This window comes from uncultured Roseivirga sp. (assembly GCF_963973945.1).
Classification (GTDB): domain Bacteria; phylum Bacteroidota; class Bacteroidia; order Cytophagales; family Cyclobacteriaceae; genus Roseivirga.
This window is the reverse complement of sequence record NZ_CAXBBV010000003.1, coordinates 360398-376262: the sequence shown is the minus strand read 5'-3', so window position 1 is coordinate 376262 and position 15865 is coordinate 360398. Positions and strand designations below refer to the sequence as shown.

Annotated in this window: 18 protein-coding genes; 14 read left to right on the top strand and 4 right to left on the bottom strand. The window is 40.7% G+C overall.

The genetic code is table 11. The annotated features are described in order from the left end of the window. Positions 1 to 19 precede the first annotated feature (19 nt). Together AAC026_RS08075 and AAC026_RS08070 are read left to right on the top strand one after the other, a co-directional pair. Positions 20 to 505, top strand: a complete 486-nt coding sequence (locus AAC026_RS08075) for a DinB family protein (protein ID WP_339696817.1) — start codon at positions 20 to 22, stop codon at positions 503 to 505. Positions 506 to 571: 66 nt separating this feature from the next. Beyond that, a complete protein-coding gene (locus AAC026_RS08070; protein ID WP_339696814.1) occupies positions 572 to 1084 on the top strand; it encodes a hypothetical protein in 513 nt (170 codons plus the stop codon). Here AAC026_RS08070 and AAC026_RS08065 read toward each other — a convergent pair. Then, complete coding sequence (locus tag AAC026_RS08065; RefSeq protein ID WP_339696812.1) at positions 1081 to 1602, bottom strand: DUF6155 family protein; 522 nt, start codon at positions 1600 to 1602, stop codon at positions 1081 to 1083. The two genes, AAC026_RS08070 and AAC026_RS08065, sit on opposite strands and share 4 nt — an antisense overlap. Positions 1603 to 1793: 191 nt before the next feature. On the opposite strand from AAC026_RS08065, the gene AAC026_RS08060 reads away from it, so the two are divergent. The 12 genes from AAC026_RS08060 to AAC026_RS08005 all read left to right on the top strand — a co-directional run bounded on the left by AAC026_RS08060 (position 1794) and on the right by AAC026_RS08005 (position 13304). Continuing rightward, positions 1794 to 2195, top strand: a complete 402-nt coding sequence (locus tag AAC026_RS08060; protein ID WP_339696810.1) for a hypothetical protein — start codon at positions 1794 to 1796, stop codon at positions 2193 to 2195. A gap of 61 nt (positions 2196 to 2256) precedes the next feature. Further along, entirely contained in the window at positions 2257 to 3276 is a 1020-nt protein-coding gene (locus AAC026_RS08055) for a histidine kinase (protein WP_339608781.1), read from the top strand. Between the two features lie 11 nt (positions 3277 to 3287). Continuing rightward, positions 3288 to 4040, top strand: a complete 753-nt coding sequence (locus AAC026_RS08050; protein WP_339696808.1) for a response regulator transcription factor — start codon at positions 3288 to 3290, stop codon at positions 4038 to 4040. Between the two features lie 71 nt (positions 4041 to 4111). Beyond that, positions 4112 to 4750, top strand: a complete 639-nt coding sequence (locus tag AAC026_RS08045) for a carbonic anhydrase (protein ID WP_339696805.1) — start codon at positions 4112 to 4114, stop codon at positions 4748 to 4750. Between the two features lie 847 nt (positions 4751 to 5597). After that, positions 5598 to 7265, top strand: coding sequence for a glutamine--tRNA ligase/YqeY domain fusion protein (locus AAC026_RS08040; RefSeq protein WP_339696803.1), 1668 nt, complete (start codon positions 5598 to 5600; stop codon positions 7263 to 7265). 224 nt (positions 7266 to 7489) lie between these two features. Further along, positions 7490 to 8320 carry an agmatinase gene (speB, locus tag AAC026_RS08035; RefSeq protein WP_339696801.1) on the top strand — a complete coding sequence of 277 codons (831 nt, stop codon included), beginning with the start codon at positions 7490 to 7492 and terminating at the stop codon, positions 8318 to 8320. Positions 8321 to 8405: 85 nt separating this feature from the next. Beyond that, positions 8406 to 9293, top strand: coding sequence for a NotI family restriction endonuclease (locus tag AAC026_RS08030; RefSeq protein ID WP_339696798.1), 888 nt, complete (start codon positions 8406 to 8408; stop codon positions 9291 to 9293). Position 9294: 1 nt separating this feature from the next. Next, positions 9295 to 10173: a DNA adenine methylase gene (locus AAC026_RS08025; protein WP_339696795.1), complete on the top strand. Its 879-nt coding sequence runs from the start codon at positions 9295 to 9297 to the stop codon at positions 10171 to 10173. Positions 10174 to 10180: 7 nt separating this feature from the next. Then, positions 10181 to 10558, top strand: a complete 378-nt coding sequence (locus AAC026_RS08020) for a DUF3703 domain-containing protein (protein ID WP_339696793.1) — start codon at positions 10181 to 10183, stop codon at positions 10556 to 10558. Positions 10559 to 10564: 6 nt separating this feature from the next. Further along, the gene (locus tag AAC026_RS08015; RefSeq protein ID WP_339696791.1) at positions 10565 to 11386 is read left to right on the top strand and encodes a helix-turn-helix domain-containing protein; all 822 of its coding nucleotides are present in this window, start codon (positions 10565 to 10567) and stop codon (positions 11384 to 11386) included. A gap of 220 nt (positions 11387 to 11606) precedes the next feature. Beyond that, positions 11607 to 12716, top strand: coding sequence for a chromate efflux transporter (gene chrA, locus AAC026_RS08010; RefSeq protein WP_339696788.1), 1110 nt, complete (start codon positions 11607 to 11609; stop codon positions 12714 to 12716). A 63-nt stretch (positions 12717 to 12779) separates the two neighbouring features. Further along, complete coding sequence (locus tag AAC026_RS08005) at positions 12780 to 13304, top strand: NAD(P)H-dependent oxidoreductase (protein ID WP_339696785.1); 525 nt, start codon at positions 12780 to 12782, stop codon at positions 13302 to 13304. Positions 13305 to 13389: 85 nt separating this feature from the next. Here AAC026_RS08005 and AAC026_RS08000 read toward each other — a convergent pair whose 3' ends face one another. The 3 genes from AAC026_RS08000 to AAC026_RS07990 form a co-directional block, all read right to left on the bottom strand. Continuing rightward, complete coding sequence (locus tag AAC026_RS08000) at positions 13390 to 14574, bottom strand: aminotransferase class V-fold PLP-dependent enzyme (RefSeq protein ID WP_339696782.1); 1185 nt, start codon at positions 14572 to 14574, stop codon at positions 13390 to 13392. Positions 14575 to 14698: 124 nt separating this feature from the next. Then, positions 14699 to 14977 (bottom strand): hypothetical protein, encoded by a 279-nt coding sequence (locus AAC026_RS07995; protein WP_068418441.1) that lies wholly within the window; start codon positions 14975 to 14977, stop codon positions 14699 to 14701. A gap of 189 nt (positions 14978 to 15166) precedes the next feature. Further along, positions 15167 to 15865: a hypothetical protein gene (locus tag AAC026_RS07990; RefSeq protein ID WP_339696779.1), complete on the bottom strand. Its 699-nt coding sequence runs from the start codon at positions 15863 to 15865 to the stop codon at positions 15167 to 15169.

Genomic DNA, 15865 nt, shown 5'->3' with positions numbered 1-15865 from the left:
CTCGAAGAATTCCATCACAATGCATAAAGATAAAATCAATCAGCTATTAGAGGTCTTGAATGAATCATTTCAAGGCCTCCCTTGGCATGGAGAGTCCTTAATGGATAAACTCAATCGTATTGACTACCGAATTGTAAACATCGCTCCTGTTCCAACAATTAATTCTGTAGCCAGACTGGTTCATCACATCATCAATTGGCGGATTTTTGTCATTGAAAAAATCAAAGGGAATGATGCATTCGACATTGAAATGAATTCGCAAAACGACTGGACGGATCTTCATATTGAAACGGAAAAAGACTGGGCTGACTTGATTCAAAAATTAGTTAATACCCAAAACGAGATTTTTGATCTACTTAACACTAAAACTGATGATTTTCTAGAGACTCCAGTTTATGGCAGAAAGTACAATATTCAGAGACTTATTGAAGGAATTGTGCAGCATGACATTTATCATCAGGGCCAAATTGCGGTGGTAGCCAAACAAGCAGCACTAAAGGGTTGAGTACGGTTACAACCAAGAATTGTACGGCTGTGTCTAAGAAGCTAGGCAAACCAAAAGTTCTCCCTTATGAAATCTACAATAATCAATCTATTGGGCTTGATTCTCATATGCGCTCTCGGTTCTTGTGACCTAAAAGACACAAAGGCTGACAATATCATTGAAAACCCGCTTTTGGGTAATTGGGCAAATACCGACACCAATAACAACAGCGCTTTCGCTTATACATTTTTCACCAATGGAACATTCGGATCTGCTCGCGTTATTACCAACCCATCCACCAACGAGGTAGTTGATTACCTATATTATGCGACAGGTGTATTCACTTTGGAAGGCAATCAGCTAAGCCTTTTCTTTCAAGAAATCTATAAACATGACGACAGTCAAGTGCAATACCCTGACCCAACAGACTTAACCTTGACCGGACAGACCAGTGAAGAGTTACTCACTATTTCTTTCGGTAATAACAATCAGGAACTCACTTTCAATTTTCAGCCATGTGCTCCAAATGAAAACTGTGCTACGGAAATTTCTTTTGAGAGAGTGCCAGTTGAATGGTGCGGAACCCCGAGTCCGAGTTAAGATAGGTCAGAAAGTTCGCCAAACTTGAGCTCAAAAGCTGAAGCATTGAACCAATTTTGTGCTTCGGCTTCTTCCAATATTTTATTCAGCCGCTCCCAATAAATGCCTTTCAACCCATTCCTTAAAACAAATTCAGAAGCTTCCACAAACGAATTGTAAATACTCTTGAAAAAAGCTTCTTGCCGTACTTCCTTTCGGGCATTAAAACGCATGGCAGTTTCAATATTAAAAAGCATAAAATCTGCCAACAGCGATGGATCTATTTCCAATGTTGAAAAGTGCTTTATCGCTTTTTGCGCTACCGATCTACGCGCTTTGGGCTTTCTTTTGGTTTGAGGAAAATACTCTTTTAGCACCTTCTGTTTTGCTTCATCTATCAGTTTGTCTTCTTTGGGGTTGAACACAAAATTATAGTAGGTACGAACAGGCATAAACTTATCGTAAAGCTCCAACACCTGTGTTTCAAGCTCATCCTTCTTTAAAGACTGCAAATACTTAACAAGCGCACGTTTACTCATTTCCTCTCAATCGCTTTCTTAGATTTTACTAAGGTATTAATTATTCAAAAAGCAGCTTCACTAAATACCTCATTCAACCCACAGCTTAACTATTTCCTTCAACAGTTCAGCCTAATTCTTCGACAACCCAACAAAAGTCGTATTTCAATATTTATATGAATGCTTAAATATGCATAAAAACACTCCCTATTATGAAAAGAATTATACCATTATTCGTCATACTCCTTTTTGTAGGTTTAGGAAACCTAAGTGCTCAGAATTTGGAAAAACCAAGGTCTGGAAATGAAATCCGTTTAAAGGATTATACTGTAACAGTAGCTCAAGGTGAAGAAATTGATCTTCAAATGTGGGTAGTAAAAGCAAAGAAATATAACCTCGTAGTTGAAGAACCAAAAGCTTCTGCCAAAGAAGGCATCCACTTCACCTTCGAACAACAAACCGAAGTAGAAGATCCTTTGACCTACGACATGAAAGTAAAAGTAGACGCATCGACTCCAGTGGGCGATTACCTGTGCATTCTGAAAGTTCCGGGCAAAGGAAGAAGTGCTGTAACAGGCTCAACCATCAAGATTAAAGTCGTTCAAAACGACTAAAAAATTCAGAATTCAATGAAGCCCTTTAGTTTACACTTAAGGGCTTTTCTTATATTGAGCCATGTCTAAAGGAAAGGTGTATGGATTAAGAATAGCAATAGGGCTTTTGGTCTTTATGTTCTTCAAAATTACCTCGTACAAACTTTCTGAATGGGGTACATCCACTTTTGTATCAATGGCCAGTACTGTACTCACAGTACTCGTTGTTTTTGAGATTATTGGTTACACTGGTAAATACCTGATTAAGCACTACAAGTGTAGCCTTACTTCGTACCGTACGCTCACAAAGTTTTACATTGGAAATTGTATTGTAACAGCCCCGTTTGTGATTGGTGCTGCGGCATTCCATACCGAAATACTTATCCCCGCTTTTCCTTGTACTACTTGCACTGTCGAAATTTCATTGGCCACCACGATTGCACAAAGCTTGGTGCTTTCTTGGTTAATTATTTCAGCAAAATCATTTATGATTTATGTAGAATACACCAAGCGCTCAGAACATGAAAAAGACATTCTGCAAAAAGAGCTTGCCCTTTCAAAATATGAGAGTCTAAAAGACCAAATAGAGCCTCATTTTCTCTTCAACAGTTTTAGTGTACTGACCGCAGTAATTGAGGAAGATCCAAAACTGGCGGTAGATTTCGTATCAAGGCTTTCTAAGATTTACAGGTACCTAATGGAAAACACCTCTCAATTGGTATTGCTCAGTACCGAACTGGAATATTTAGAACACTACGTTTTTGTTTTAAAAACGAGACACGGCCAAAGTATTATTGTCAATTACGATTTGGATGCCGGAACTAATCAAATCCCCATCCTCTCACTTCAAATGTTGGTAGAAAATGCCCTAAAGCACAATTACTTTTCCAAAGAAAACCCACTTACCATCAACATCTATACGGAAGGAAGTGACTTTTTGGTAGTGAGCAATAACTTGAACAAGCGCCCAAACTTAGAAAAAGCCACACATTTGGGTTTAGAAAACATCAATAAGCGTTATGAATTGCTGCTCAATAAAAGCATTGTAATTCAAGAAAGCGCAGATAGCTTTACAGTTAAATTACCACTGGTACCTCAATGAAAAGCCTTGGAATGAAACTGATCATTATTGAAGACGAAGTGCTTTCGGCCAAGCGTTTGGCCAAAATGATTACTGAAATCGTTCCGAACGCCCAGATTTTAGCCAAGCTAGAATCTGTTAGTGAATCGCTGGTTTGGTTCAAAGAAAACCCCAAGCCCGACCTTATTTTTTTAGATATTCAACTGAACGATGGCAGCGGTTTCGACATTCTCAAAGCCCTTAGCGATTACCCTAAAATCATCTTCACTACAGCTTATGAACAATATGCGCTAGACGCTTTTAAACACAACAGTATTGATTATTTATTAAAACCGATTGATGCTACAGAATTAAAAAAATCATTTGAAAAGCTTGAGAACATTAAGGCTGCGGAAGCCGTGCAATACAAAGAAAATCTAGACAACCTAAAGTCTCAATTCTCTACTGGAGTTCGCGAAAGGTTTTTGGTGAAAATCGGCCCACAATTTAAGAGCATTCCTACCAACGCAATTAAATATTTCTTCTATTCAGATGGCCTTACTTACCTTCAAACCGAAGAAAGTGCTTTGCCGATTGATTACACCTTAGATCAACTGAAAGACGAATTAGACCCTAAGCTCTTCTTCAGAATCAACCGCCAATTCATTATCAAAATCTCAAGCATCAAGGAAATTCATAGCTATTTTAATAGCCGATTGTTACTTACCCTCACTCCTGCTTTTAAAGAAGAAGTAATTGTAAGCCGCGAAAGGGTATTAAATTTTAAGGTTTGGGCTGGAATGTAAATGCTCTGTACCCTATTTTTGTCTAGCAAGTTTTTTATCTAATCAATTTCAAAATACTATACCTTTAGGCTATGGCTGACCAACACAAAGCATTACTCGAAGGGAACAAGCAATTCATCAAGAACATCACTAAAGTCGATCCCGATTTCTTTTCAAAACTGTCCCATCAGCAAAAGCCAGAGTTCCTTTGGATTGGCTGTTCGGATAGCCGGGTACCCGCAACTGAAATCACCAACACTACTCCAGGTTCAATTTTCGTAGGCAGAAACATTGCCAACGTGGTCGTAAATACCGACCTCAATTTATTGAGCGTGGTATACTATGCAGTTAAAGTATTGAAGGTGAAACACATCATCGTATGTGGCCATTATGGTTGCGGAGGTGTTAAAGCAGCCATGTCGAATGAAAGTTTTGGCTTTTTAGACAATTGGTTACTGAACTTGAAAGACATTTATAAAAACCACAGTAAAGAACTGAACGGCATTCAGGATGAAACAAAACGATTCGATCGCTTTGTGGAATTAAACGTTATTGAACAGGCAAAGAACTTGGCAAAAATATCCTTTGTTCAAGAAGAATGGCAGCAAGGTGAATTTCCGTTTATCCACAGTTGGGTGTATAGCTTAAAAGATGGCAACATTAAAGATTTAGAGTGCTCCTTTAATTCAGCCGAAGCAGTCAATTCCATTTACGGATACAATCAAGAGTAGCTTCTAAATTGGCATTGACTTAACGAAAAAGACCGCCTGGCAGCGGTCTTCATCTGTATTTTTACAAATACCCCCAAAAACAAAAGCGGGGGACGAAGATTCGCCCCCACTTGCCATGAAAAAGCCGTGGCCCTTTCACAACATCAAGTTACTGTTCAAGCCTTTGTTCTTCATTTATTGGCCCAAGCTATAAACAAAAAACGCTGTCTTCTTCAGCTTCGTCCGTTGTTCGCACATAGTGCTAAAACAGTTTAACGCAGCTTTGCAGTCTTTTTATAAGGTTCAGTCTAAGAAAGAACCAAGCCGAAAAGATAAAGGTGAGCCTATTATCTTTTCCAATTTCTGCTAACACACCCAAATGCGCTCGCTTCTGAATTGGACTTTGGTTTGTGCTCACGCACTTGCCATCAGTAAGCCTTGACTGTTTCAGATCATCTTTTTCAAGAATAACCCTTTCGCGTACATTTTTTCCGGGCTTCCCCCGAAGAGAGACTGAAAACGAGTTTCTGACTTTTATCCCTCACTTGATATAACTAAGATACTCTCCTTAACTTTACGCTCAAACTTTGTAACTAGTTAGTTTTCAACAACTTTCCCACCCCACTATCCACAGGGTTATACACCGACTTATCCACGATTTCCGGCCCAATCTCCTGTAAGTCAAACACTCACGCTAAATGAGAGAACCCTCCAAAAGTTCTCATTCATTGTTCAGATGAATTCAGTAAACCTGATTATATAGAAACCTCAACTTTTGGAGGGTTTAGTTAAAGGATAAACGGATTTTTCAATCCCTTCTGAATGCTTTTTACTAAACTTGCACTTTAAACTTTTGAATACAGGAAAAATGAGTGAAAAGGACCCAAAAGAGTCGCTCAACTTTATTGAGCAAATGATTGAGAATGATTTGAAATCAGGAAAAAACTCATTCGTCCAGACGCGTTTTCCTCCTGAGCCCAACGGTTACCTCCACATTGGTCACGCCAAGTCGATTGTATTGAATTTTGGCCTTGCCGAAAAATACAATGGCAGCTGTAACCTCCGGTTTGACGACACCAACCCTGAAAAGGAGAGCGAAGAATACGTCAACTCGATTAAAGAAGACATCAAATGGTTGGGCTATACTTGGTCGGACGAGGCACGTTATACTTCGAATTACTTCGATACGCTTTATGAGTATGCCGTCAAGCTGATTAAAAAAGGCAAAGCCTATATAGACGATCAGTCGGCTGAAGAAATTTCGGCTGGTAAAACCAACCCGACCATTCCAGGGATTAAAAGCCCATTCCGCAATCGTTCGGTAGAAGAAAATCTTGATTTGTTCGAGCGCATGAAAAATGGCGAGTTCGATGCGGGAAGCCATGTGCTTCGTGCTAAAATCGATATGGATTCGCCCAACATGCACATGCGCGACCCTATCATTTATAGAATCAAAAAAGTAACCCACCACAACACGGGCGACACTTGGTGCATTTACCCGAATTATGATTTCGCCCACGGCCAATCCGATTCGATTGAGCATGTTACTTACAGCCTTTGTACGCTTGAATTCAGAGATCACAAAGCCTTGTACGATTGGTTCATCAATGAATTAGAAATTTTCCCTTCCAACCAAACTGAGTTTGCAAGACTGAACCTCAGCTACACCATCGTAAGCAAGCGTAAGCTTTTACAATTGGTGGAAGAAGGCCATGTTACTTCATGGGACGACCCGAGAATGCCGACCATCTCTGGTTTTAGAAGAAGAGGTTATACGCCTGATTCGATCAAAAACTTCGTAAAAAAAGTGGGTGTAGCCCGAAGAGATGGCATTACCGATGTTGCGCTTTTGGAACACAGCATCCGTGAGGATTTGAATAAGAAAGCCAACCGTGTTTTCGGAATTCAGAAGCCGCTAAAAATGGTGATTACCAACTGGCCGGCAGACAAAACGGAAATGATGCAAGCCATCAATAACCCTGAGGATGAAACGGCTGGAACCCGCGAAATGCCATTTACACGCGAAGTTTATATTGAAAGCAAAGACTTTATGGAGGAACCACCTTCGCCTAAGAAATTCTTTGGCTTAGGGCCCGACAGAGAGGTGCGTTTGAAATACGGTTATATCGTAAAATGTACAGGCTTCGAAAAAGATGCCAATGGTAACATTACGGAAATCCATTGTACTTACGATCCTGAAACCCGTAGCGGCAACGATACCAGCGGCAAGAAGGTAAAAGGAACTTTGGGTTGGGTGTCAATTGCTCATGCAGTACCGGCCAGCTTGCGTTTATACGATAGACTTTTCAGTACCGAAAACCTGAACAGCATTGACGATGATTTCTTGAATCATATCAATCCTGATTCGCTGACCGTAGTTGAAGATGCCATGCTAGAGCCTTCTATTAAAGAGGCACAAGCAGGCGATATTTTCCAGTTTGAAAGACAAGGTTACTTTGTGGTAGACAGAGATTCTACTCCAGAGAAGAAGGTCTTTAACCGAACGATTACGCTAAGGGATAATTGGGCTAAATAGACTGTTAGATTTTAGATACTAGAAGTTAGATTTTAGACTATTAGCCTTATTGGAATTAGGTTTAAACTGCATTGCTTTTTTAAGTCTAAACTGATTCGACTTCTAATAAAAACTGTTTTGGGGTTTTTCATCCTGAGGCACGAAGGATCTAAGGTTTGACAATAGTTCTTCCGAAAAAACTATCACAAAAGCACGATATTCAGATTATCGTGCTTTTTTTGTGTATGTCTATTTTAAGAACTCCAGTAAATCAATTAAAGCCGGGTCAAATCGCTTTGATCGGATTGTCTTTCGATCAAAACTCTTCCTTTCTGCAAGGCCCAGCCAAAGCGCCTGAGCTAATCATTCAGGCCTTAGAGTCCGATTCGGCCAATTACTTTACCGAAGACCTGACCGACCTTAACGAACACCCGAAAGTGCATTGGTGTGGAAATGCTGAACTGAGCCAATACACAGACATTGAGCAGCGAATTGATGAAGTGCTCGCGCAAGACGCCCTCCCCTTTTCTTTGGGTAGCGATCACTCTGTGACTTTCCCTGTGGTGAAAGCATTGGCCAAAAAACATCCTAAACTCAGCATTCTCCATTTCGATGCCCATGCTGATTTATATGACGAACTGGACGGCAACCGATACTCTCATGCTTGTCCTTTTGCTAGAATTATGGAAGGTGGTTTTGCCCAACACCTGACCCAAGTGGGCATTCGTACTTTAAACACACATCAAAAGGCCCAAGCCGAGAGGTTCAATGTGAACATGATCCAGATGAAGGACTGGAAAGCCGATATGAAATTTGAGATCGAAGGCCCCGTTTACCTTTCCTTTGATATGGATGTGCTCGACCCTGCTTTTGCACCCGGTGTTTCGCATCACGAACCGGGAGGCTTTTCTACCCGCGAAGTACTGACTATGATTCAAAACCTCAACCTCAATATCGTAGGCTGCGATGTAGTAGAATACAACCCCGACAGAGACCTTAATGGCGCTACCGCCATGGTAGCGGCTAAGGTGGTGAAGGAGTTATTAGCGAAGTTGGTGAGCGGGCAGGATAATTGATAATACTTAGCTAAAAACAGATATTGGTTATATAAAAATCATTTACGATATTTCTAACGGCCGATAGAAATATCTATCTTTGTATATGTTGAAAAAAAATGATCAGAAAAGTCCATTAGGCGAAGTATTTGGCTTTCCCATTAAAAATGATGGATCAAAGGCTCAACGTTACCGAAAGCAAAAACTTTGTCCCTTCAACAACAAAGTACCCAACTGTACCAAAGACAAGGCCAACAATCCTTTGGGAGTATGTAGTGTATGGCACAATGGGGTGTCGGTAATAACTTGCCCAACAAGGTTCAGAGAGGATTGGCTTATAATAGAAAAGGCTGCCGAGTTTGCCTTTGGATCGCAAGCCACATGGACTTCTATATCTGAAATTAAACTAGTTGATAAAAATGGTCAGTCAGCAGGCAATATTGACTTTGTATTAGTACAGTATAACGAAAAGGGGCAACTTATAAATTTTGCTTCTCTCGAAGTCCAGGGTGTTTATATTTCTGGTAACTTAAGAAATCCCTTCGAGGAGTATATTAAGAACCCATCTAAAGATTTTGAATGGCCGACAGGATATAACTACCCAAAACCTGACTATTTATCCTCTTCACGTAAGCGGCTTATACCTCAAATGTTGTACAAAGGAGGTATTTTTCAATCATGGAAGAGAAAACAAACCGTAGCTATTCAGAAATCTTTTTTTGAGACTCTCCCCTCACTTCCTATCACTACAAAGGAGAAAGCTGACATCGCTTGGTTTCTCTATGACCTAGAGTTCAATGAAGAACAAAATCAAAATAATTTAGTCTTAACAAAGACAGTTTATACAGAATTTGAGCCTGCACTTCTAAGGGTAACCACGCCCGAGCCAGGAGATGTCACAAATTTCATCAATATTTTACAGAGTCGTCTTGATGAACACTTAGACAAAAACTCACCTGATGCTCCATCATTAACAGATATAATCAGTAATTAAAATGAATGGTCAACTAGCTATTTTTGAGACTAATCGCAAAAAATCAACCCAGAAGGTTGTAAACGTGGCCTCTGTGCCCCAAAGAAGTCCATTTAGATACCCCGGAGGTAAGACATGGTTAATCCCCGTAGTCAGAAAATGGCTCAAACAATCTTCTGATAATTCCAAAACTTTAATTGAGCCTTTCGCGGGTGGTGGAATAGTTAGTGTAACCGCAGCTTTTGAAAAATTGGCAGGCAGTATAGTAATGGTTGAGCTTGACCCAGAGGTAGCCGCTGTATGGGAAGTAATTATAAATGGAGATCACGATTGGTTGGCTGATAAAATTTATTCGTTTGATCTTACTTCTGAAAATGCAAATAAAATTCTTGAGAAAAAGAGTAAAAGCATTCAGGAACAAGCATTTAGCACAATACTCAAAAACCGTATTTTCCACGGAGGTATTATCACAAAAGGTTCAGGGCTAATAAAGAACGGGGAAAATGGAAAAGGAATTAAGTCTCGTTGGTATCCTAAAACATTACATGATAGAATCAAGGGGATTGGGTATGTAAAAGAAAAAATGCGCTTCATAACTGGCGATGCTTTTGAAGAGTTGGAAAAAGTCAAAAATCAGAAAGATGCTTATTCTTTCATAGATCCACCTTACAAAGCCGCTGGAAAGAGACTATATACTCATTTTGACATCAATCATGATGTTCTTTTTGCTCTGGCTTCCCAACTTAAAGGTAAGTTTATGCTCACATATGATGATACAGAAGAAATTAGAACACTTGCGCTCAAACACAATCTTGATTTCAGAACGATTCCAATGAAGACAACACATCATATTCAAAAAAATGAACTCATAATTTCAGACAATTTTGATTGGTGGAATTGAAATAGCAATGAACCTCCACACCACCCTTCCTAAAACCCTTACCCCCTATTTTAAAGCGGAGTTACAGGCTTATGCTATGGCATATAAGGCTGGTGATTTGACCAAGGCTTGGGCGCATTTGGAACGGGCGCATATTATTGGACAGCGCTATCCTTTTGCACATACTTTCGTGCATTGGAAAATGCTTCAGTTTGGGTTTCGGATTAAAAGCGGAAAAGAAGTGATTGGGCAAATTCCTCGTTTGTTGGTGGGAGGCATAAAATCGTTTGTAGGTACAGTACCTGTAGGTAATCCTGGTGGCGCCAATGTGCCCTCAATGAAACCCTTCCCCATAGAAAAGGACATTCAGGATATTTTCATTAAAGCTGGAGTTGAAACGGCATAAACAGCAATGACTACACAGCTCGAAATAAAGGACAAGACTGCGCCCATCGACAGCATTAAGATTTCTCCTTTTAGGAAGAACATCCGGAAAACTACCCCGCACAAACACAATAGCTATTTCGAGATTATCTTTCTTACCGAAGGCTCAGGCACGCACACCACAGACACGCAAAAATTTGACATTGTTCCGCCCATCGTTTTTACGGTGCGCAAAGAGCAAATTCACTTTTGGAATATCGAAACGGAACCATCGGGCTATGTGCTGATCATCAAAAAACAGTACATCGATAACTGTTTGGACAAGGAAATCAAACAACTGCTGGCCAAGTTGAGCGCCTACCCTTGCCTCTACCCCAATGCTCAACCGTTGGAATCGCTCTTCGAAATTCTTAATCAAGAATACCAAGAAAACGGCTACAGCCAAAAGCCAGTAGTGGACGGATTACTCAAAGCCATTTTGGGTAAACTGCTACTTTCTGCCAAAGCAGAAAAAGCCAGTGAAAGCAATAAAGTCAGCGATTTTCAGCATTTTAAAGAGCTACTGAACCAAGAAAATCAGTTGACGAATAAGGTGGCACACTATGCAAAACTCTTGCATACTACGCCTCAGAACTTGAATGCCATTTGCAGGAAAGAAGCCAATCAATCGGCTACGGAGATTATTTCGGAACACATTATTAGCGAAGCCAAACGTCTATTGCTCTACACGGACCTTACCGTAAATGAAATTTCGCATAAACTGGATTTCAAAGACAATTCACACTTCACCAAATACTTTAAAAGGCATACTGCATTAACACCCAATGCTTTCCGTAAAGAATTGCTTTAGGATTGACTTAGGTTGGCCTACCTGCTAAAACTCTCCAAAAGTTCTTGTTTATAATTCAGAAGAGCTCATTAAGCCTTGATCATTATCGGTCAGCAACTTTTGGAGAGTTGGTTGATCTCAAGTTGAAAAGACCACAGCCTTTTCAAATAGACCATTTAACTAATCATACCTTGTATATTTTTGTGTCGAAGATAAATTTTTAGTTTAGATTGAATGAAGCATGAATAAGGAATTAAAAGAAGTCGCCAAGCTGTTTTTCAAACTGGGCAGTATTGCCTTTGGAGGCCCTGCAGCCCACATCGCTATGATGGAAGATGAAGTGGTGAAAAAGCGGAAATGGATGACACCTCAGCATTTTCTTGACTTGGTGGGCGCCACTAACCTTATTCCTGGCCCCAATTCTACAGAAATGACCATGCACTGCGGACACGAAAGAGCAGGCTGGAAAGGTTTGATTGTGGCTGGTGCTTGTTTCGTTTTTCCTGCCGTTGCCATCACCATGCTCTTTGCATGGCTCTACCAGCAATACGGCCAACTGCCTTCCGTAGAGCCCTTTATTTACGGTATTAAGCCAGCAGTTATCGCCATCATTATTTCGGCCGTTTATCGTCTTGGGAAAAAAGCGCTCAAAAATGTAGAAATCGGAATTCTGGGGGCGCTTACCTTGGCCGCTAGTTTACTGGGCATGAACGAAATCATCGCACTGTTTACTTGTGGTGCTTTAGGCTTAATCATTCACCTGATTCGAAATTCAAAAAGTACCCTGAACAGTATCTCTCCTATCGCTTTGGTGCAAATCACCGCCACTTTAGGCTCAATGAAAATCTTCTGGACTTTCTTTAAAGTAGGCGCATTGCTTTATGGAGGCGGTTATGTATTGTTTGCTTTCTTAGATGCCGAATTGGTTACCACTGGCCTACTCACCAGACAACAGTTGATTGATGCGGTAGCGGTAGGTCAATTCACACCAGGGCCAGTACTTTCTACCGCCACCTTTATTGGTTGGCAATTGGGAGGCTTTTGGGGTGCTATAGCGGCTACAATAGGTATATTTATGCCTTCTTTCATCTTTGTAGCTATACTGAACCCTCTGGTTCCGAAAATGCGAAAATCGAAAGTGATTGCTGCTTTCTTAGATGCGGTAAACATTGCTGCAGTAGCCGTGATTGTCGCGGTTTGTATCGAAATGGGCAAAGACACCATTGTGAACTGGGAAACCGTTGTGATTGCCGTGGCTAGTTTAATTACCGTATTCGTTTTCAAAAAATTGAACAGTGCATTTATCGTGGTTGGCGGATCGCTTCTCGGTTATTTGTTGACTTTGGTTTAGAAATTTTCTTTCTAAAAAGGATATGAAGTAGCTTTAGCTTCTCGTTTCCAAACTTATGCAACTATGAGAAGCATTATCATTCTTGGCAGTTCTAGAAATGACGGTGACACCTCCAAAGTGGTGAACCTGCTCAAAGAAAAGTCTGAATACGACTTAATCGACTTGAATGATTATGATTTTAGCTACTATGACTATGATCATAAAAACGCAGGGGACGATTTCCTTCCCATGATGCGAAACATCATCGACAAGTACGACACTTTGGTTTTTGCCACTCCAGTATATTGGTACAGCATGAGCGGCATCATGAAAGTATTCTTTGATCGCATTACCGACTTACTGGAAATTAAAAAGGATTTAGGCAGAAAACTAAGAGGCAAAAACATGGCTGCCATAAGCTGTTCTATCGGAAATCATTTGGGCGACCACTTCTGGCTGCCCTTTTCTGAAACCGCCAAATACTTAGGCATGAATTACCTTGGAAGCGTTCATACGGTAATCAATGACAGTACAAGTTTTGAGGCCGAAACTGACAAACTAGAAAAGTTTATTGCGTTGATTAACACAGCTGAGGAATCCTCTCATTAGCCAAACCCTCCAAAAGTTAAAACTCATAGTTCATCTGAGGCCATTAACTCCTGATAGTATATTGACACCAACTTTTGGAGGGTTCTTAGCTTACCATTTCTTTTAGTGTCGCAGTAAACACTTCAATTTCTTCTTCGGTATTATAGTAATGCACCGAGGCACGAGCAATCTCTTTCAACTGTCGAGTAGTCATATCGAGATAACTGTTAGGAATTCCCATCCATGAAACATTAATGCCTTGGCGATGTAAGTAGGTCTTCACCTCTGCGGCTGATTTTCCTTCTACTGTAAACGACACAATCCCGCTCTTTACTTCACCAATGTCGTGGACGGTCACGCCCTTCACCTGGCTTATTTGCTTTCTTAACACCGAAGACAAATGTTGCACCCGTTCCCAAATATTATTGATTCCAATCTCTAAAATATAATCCGCAGCAGCTTTGAGCCCTAGCGTATTGGCTCGGTTTCCTTCCCAATTCTCAAACTTTTTAGCGTCTTCTCGAATCGCGTATGATTCTTTTCCAGTCCACTCTGCTGAATGAAGATCAATAACAGCAGGCGTCAATTTTGGCAGCACCGACTTTCGAACATAGAGAAAGCCTGTACCTCTAGGGCCTCGCATATACTTTCTGCCTGTAGCCGAAAGCATATCGCAACCAATTTTTTCTACATCGAGCGGATATTGCCCTACGGATTGACAGGCATCTAATAAGTACAAGACACCATGTTTTCGAGTGATTTCTCCTACTCCTTCGGCATCTACGGTCAGTCCGCCATTGGTAGGCATATGCGTAATAGAAACCAGCTTTACCGAAGCATCCATCATGTTTTCCAGTGCCACCAAATCCAGTTCTCCCGAAGCCCTATTTGGAATCACTTTAATTTCTACGGCCACTTTTCTTTGAAGATGCAAATACGAAAGGTAGTTCGAAGCGTAATCGGCTTGGGTAGCAATGATTACATCACCATCTTTCCAGTCTATGGCTTGAAAGGCGGCATGCCAAGCGGCTGTAGCGTTCTCCACCAAAGCAATCTCTTCTGTGGAAGCATTGATTAGTTTGGCGATAGAAGTATAAGCGCCTGAGATCTGCTCCGCATACTTCTCATGGGTTTCATAGCCTCCGTAAGTCATCTCTTCTTCCAAATAATTGATCACGGCATGACGCACTGCCTGAGGCGGCAACGAGCTGCCTGCATTATTGAAGTGAATCACCTTATCTGTTCCTGAAGTTTCCTTTCGAAATCGCTGAATATCCTGTTCTGTAAGCATCCTTGAAAGTATGAAATTTGGATGGATTGTTTAATGTAGAATCCATAAAAAAACCCCGACAAATGCCGGGGCTTGGATAGAAAACACCTGTTTAATAATCACCTCAAACCATAACTAAATCAGGTTATCTTGAATTTCTTGTGCGGTTAATTACAGCTTCCAGTTCTTTACATGTCACCACATCTTTTCCTCCTTTAAGTTCCTCCAGTAAAATTTCGGCTACTCGCTCTTCACCCGATTCAAACTGATTTTCTGATTGGAGCGTGTTATTTCTATGCATGAACTTGAGATGATTAAGAAGTAGATTCTTACATTCATTTTCTACATAAAAAACTACTCCGCTGATGCTGATTTTATGGTGACCGTCCATGGTGCCGAAGTATAATGTGGATTGAGAGAACATCTGGTTTTTATTTTTCTACACTTCTCTTTTTCAGAAAAGTTACTGACTGCTGCTTTTTTCCTTTGCTATATAGATGCGCCTCGGAGCAAAAATGTTGCATGCATTTGGTCTTTTTAACTGAAATTAACCGCAAAAGGTAAATTCATTAACAGTCAATAACATAAAGGCTGCTTTCCAAGTCCTTCTTTCTTACAAATCAGAGGCTTTTAGGTAAATGTCGCTGGTCACCGTTTTCAGCTTTAATGCTTTGCCACCGCTTTTGTATGTCGCCTTTACTTTATGGCTACTGATTTTCGGAAGCCCTTTCTCCTTTTCCATGTCCAAATCCATATTGGTATAAATACCGCCATTCACCGTTTCGATATTCACTTCGGCACCAGCACTCTTTGCCCAAAGCAAATTGATTTCTCCTGTTACGGTTTCTAAATCGAGGTTCCCTGAAAAGCCTTCTACAACTACATCGGCCACAATGGTTTTGATCTTCACATCTGACTTGCCGGGCATCATCACCTCCACCTTAATGTCAGCACAAATTCTATTGCCTTTAGAGCCACGCCCAGACCAATAGTTACCATTCTGACTATTACAGCAGCAATCGCCCAGTTTTTCTAGCTTCTTGCTGTCTAGTTCAATTTCAACGGTCAATTCTCCGTTGCGATCATCCACTTTCCAGTCCATGACCTCGTTGTCCTTGCCTTCGTTGATTTCATAAGTAATCTTTACCGAAATCTCATTCCTATCCCAAGATTTCAGAATTACTTCGGTTCCGAAGTTCAAGTCAAGATCGAGCTTTTGACCTGTGTAGGCATAGCTTTTTTCGATGGTTTCAGCTTGGGCTAAGGCTAGCTGCGCGAAAAGACAAGCGATGAATGTAAAGAGTGCTTTCAT

Coding starts and splice junctions, on each gene's coding strand:
- AAC026_RS08075 (WP_339696817.1), top strand. CDS start 20: ATGCATAAAGATAAAATCAATCAGCTATTAGAGGTCTTGAATGAATCA.
- AAC026_RS08070 (WP_339696814.1), top strand. CDS start 572: ATGAAATCTACAATAATCAATCTATTGGGCTTGATTCTCATATGCGCT.
- AAC026_RS08065 (WP_339696812.1), bottom strand. CDS start 1,602: ATGAGTAAACGTGCGCTTGTTAAGTATTTGCAGTCTTTAAAGAAGGAT.
- AAC026_RS08060 (WP_339696810.1), top strand. CDS start 1,794: ATGAAAAGAATTATACCATTATTCGTCATACTCCTTTTTGTAGGTTTA.
- AAC026_RS08055 (WP_339608781.1), top strand. CDS start 2,257: ATGTCTAAAGGAAAGGTGTATGGATTAAGAATAGCAATAGGGCTTTTG.
- AAC026_RS08050 (WP_339696808.1), top strand. CDS start 3,288: ATGAAACTGATCATTATTGAAGACGAAGTGCTTTCGGCCAAGCGTTTG.
- AAC026_RS08045 (WP_339696805.1), top strand. CDS start 4,112: ATGGCTGACCAACACAAAGCATTACTCGAAGGGAACAAGCAATTCATC.
- AAC026_RS08040 (WP_339696803.1), top strand. CDS start 5,598: ATGAGTGAAAAGGACCCAAAAGAGTCGCTCAACTTTATTGAGCAAATG.
- speB (WP_339696801.1), top strand. CDS start 7,490: ATGTCTATTTTAAGAACTCCAGTAAATCAATTAAAGCCGGGTCAAATC.
- AAC026_RS08030 (WP_339696798.1), top strand. CDS start 8,406: ATGTTGAAAAAAAATGATCAGAAAAGTCCATTAGGCGAAGTATTTGGC.
- AAC026_RS08025 (WP_339696795.1), top strand. CDS start 9,295: ATGAATGGTCAACTAGCTATTTTTGAGACTAATCGCAAAAAATCAACC.
- AAC026_RS08020 (WP_339696793.1), top strand. CDS start 10,181: ATGAACCTCCACACCACCCTTCCTAAAACCCTTACCCCCTATTTTAAA.
- AAC026_RS08015 (WP_339696791.1), top strand. CDS start 10,565: ATGACTACACAGCTCGAAATAAAGGACAAGACTGCGCCCATCGACAGC.
- chrA (WP_339696788.1), top strand. CDS start 11,607: ATGAATAAGGAATTAAAAGAAGTCGCCAAGCTGTTTTTCAAACTGGGC.
- AAC026_RS08005 (WP_339696785.1), top strand. CDS start 12,780: ATGAGAAGCATTATCATTCTTGGCAGTTCTAGAAATGACGGTGACACC.
- AAC026_RS08000 (WP_339696782.1), bottom strand. CDS start 14,574: ATGCTTACAGAACAGGATATTCAGCGATTTCGAAAGGAAACTTCAGGA.
- AAC026_RS07995 (WP_068418441.1), bottom strand. CDS start 14,977: ATGTTCTCTCAATCCACATTATACTTCGGCACCATGGACGGTCACCAT.
- AAC026_RS07990 (WP_339696779.1), bottom strand. CDS start 15,865: ATGAAAGCACTCTTTACATTCATCGCTTGTCTTTTCGCGCAGCTAGCC.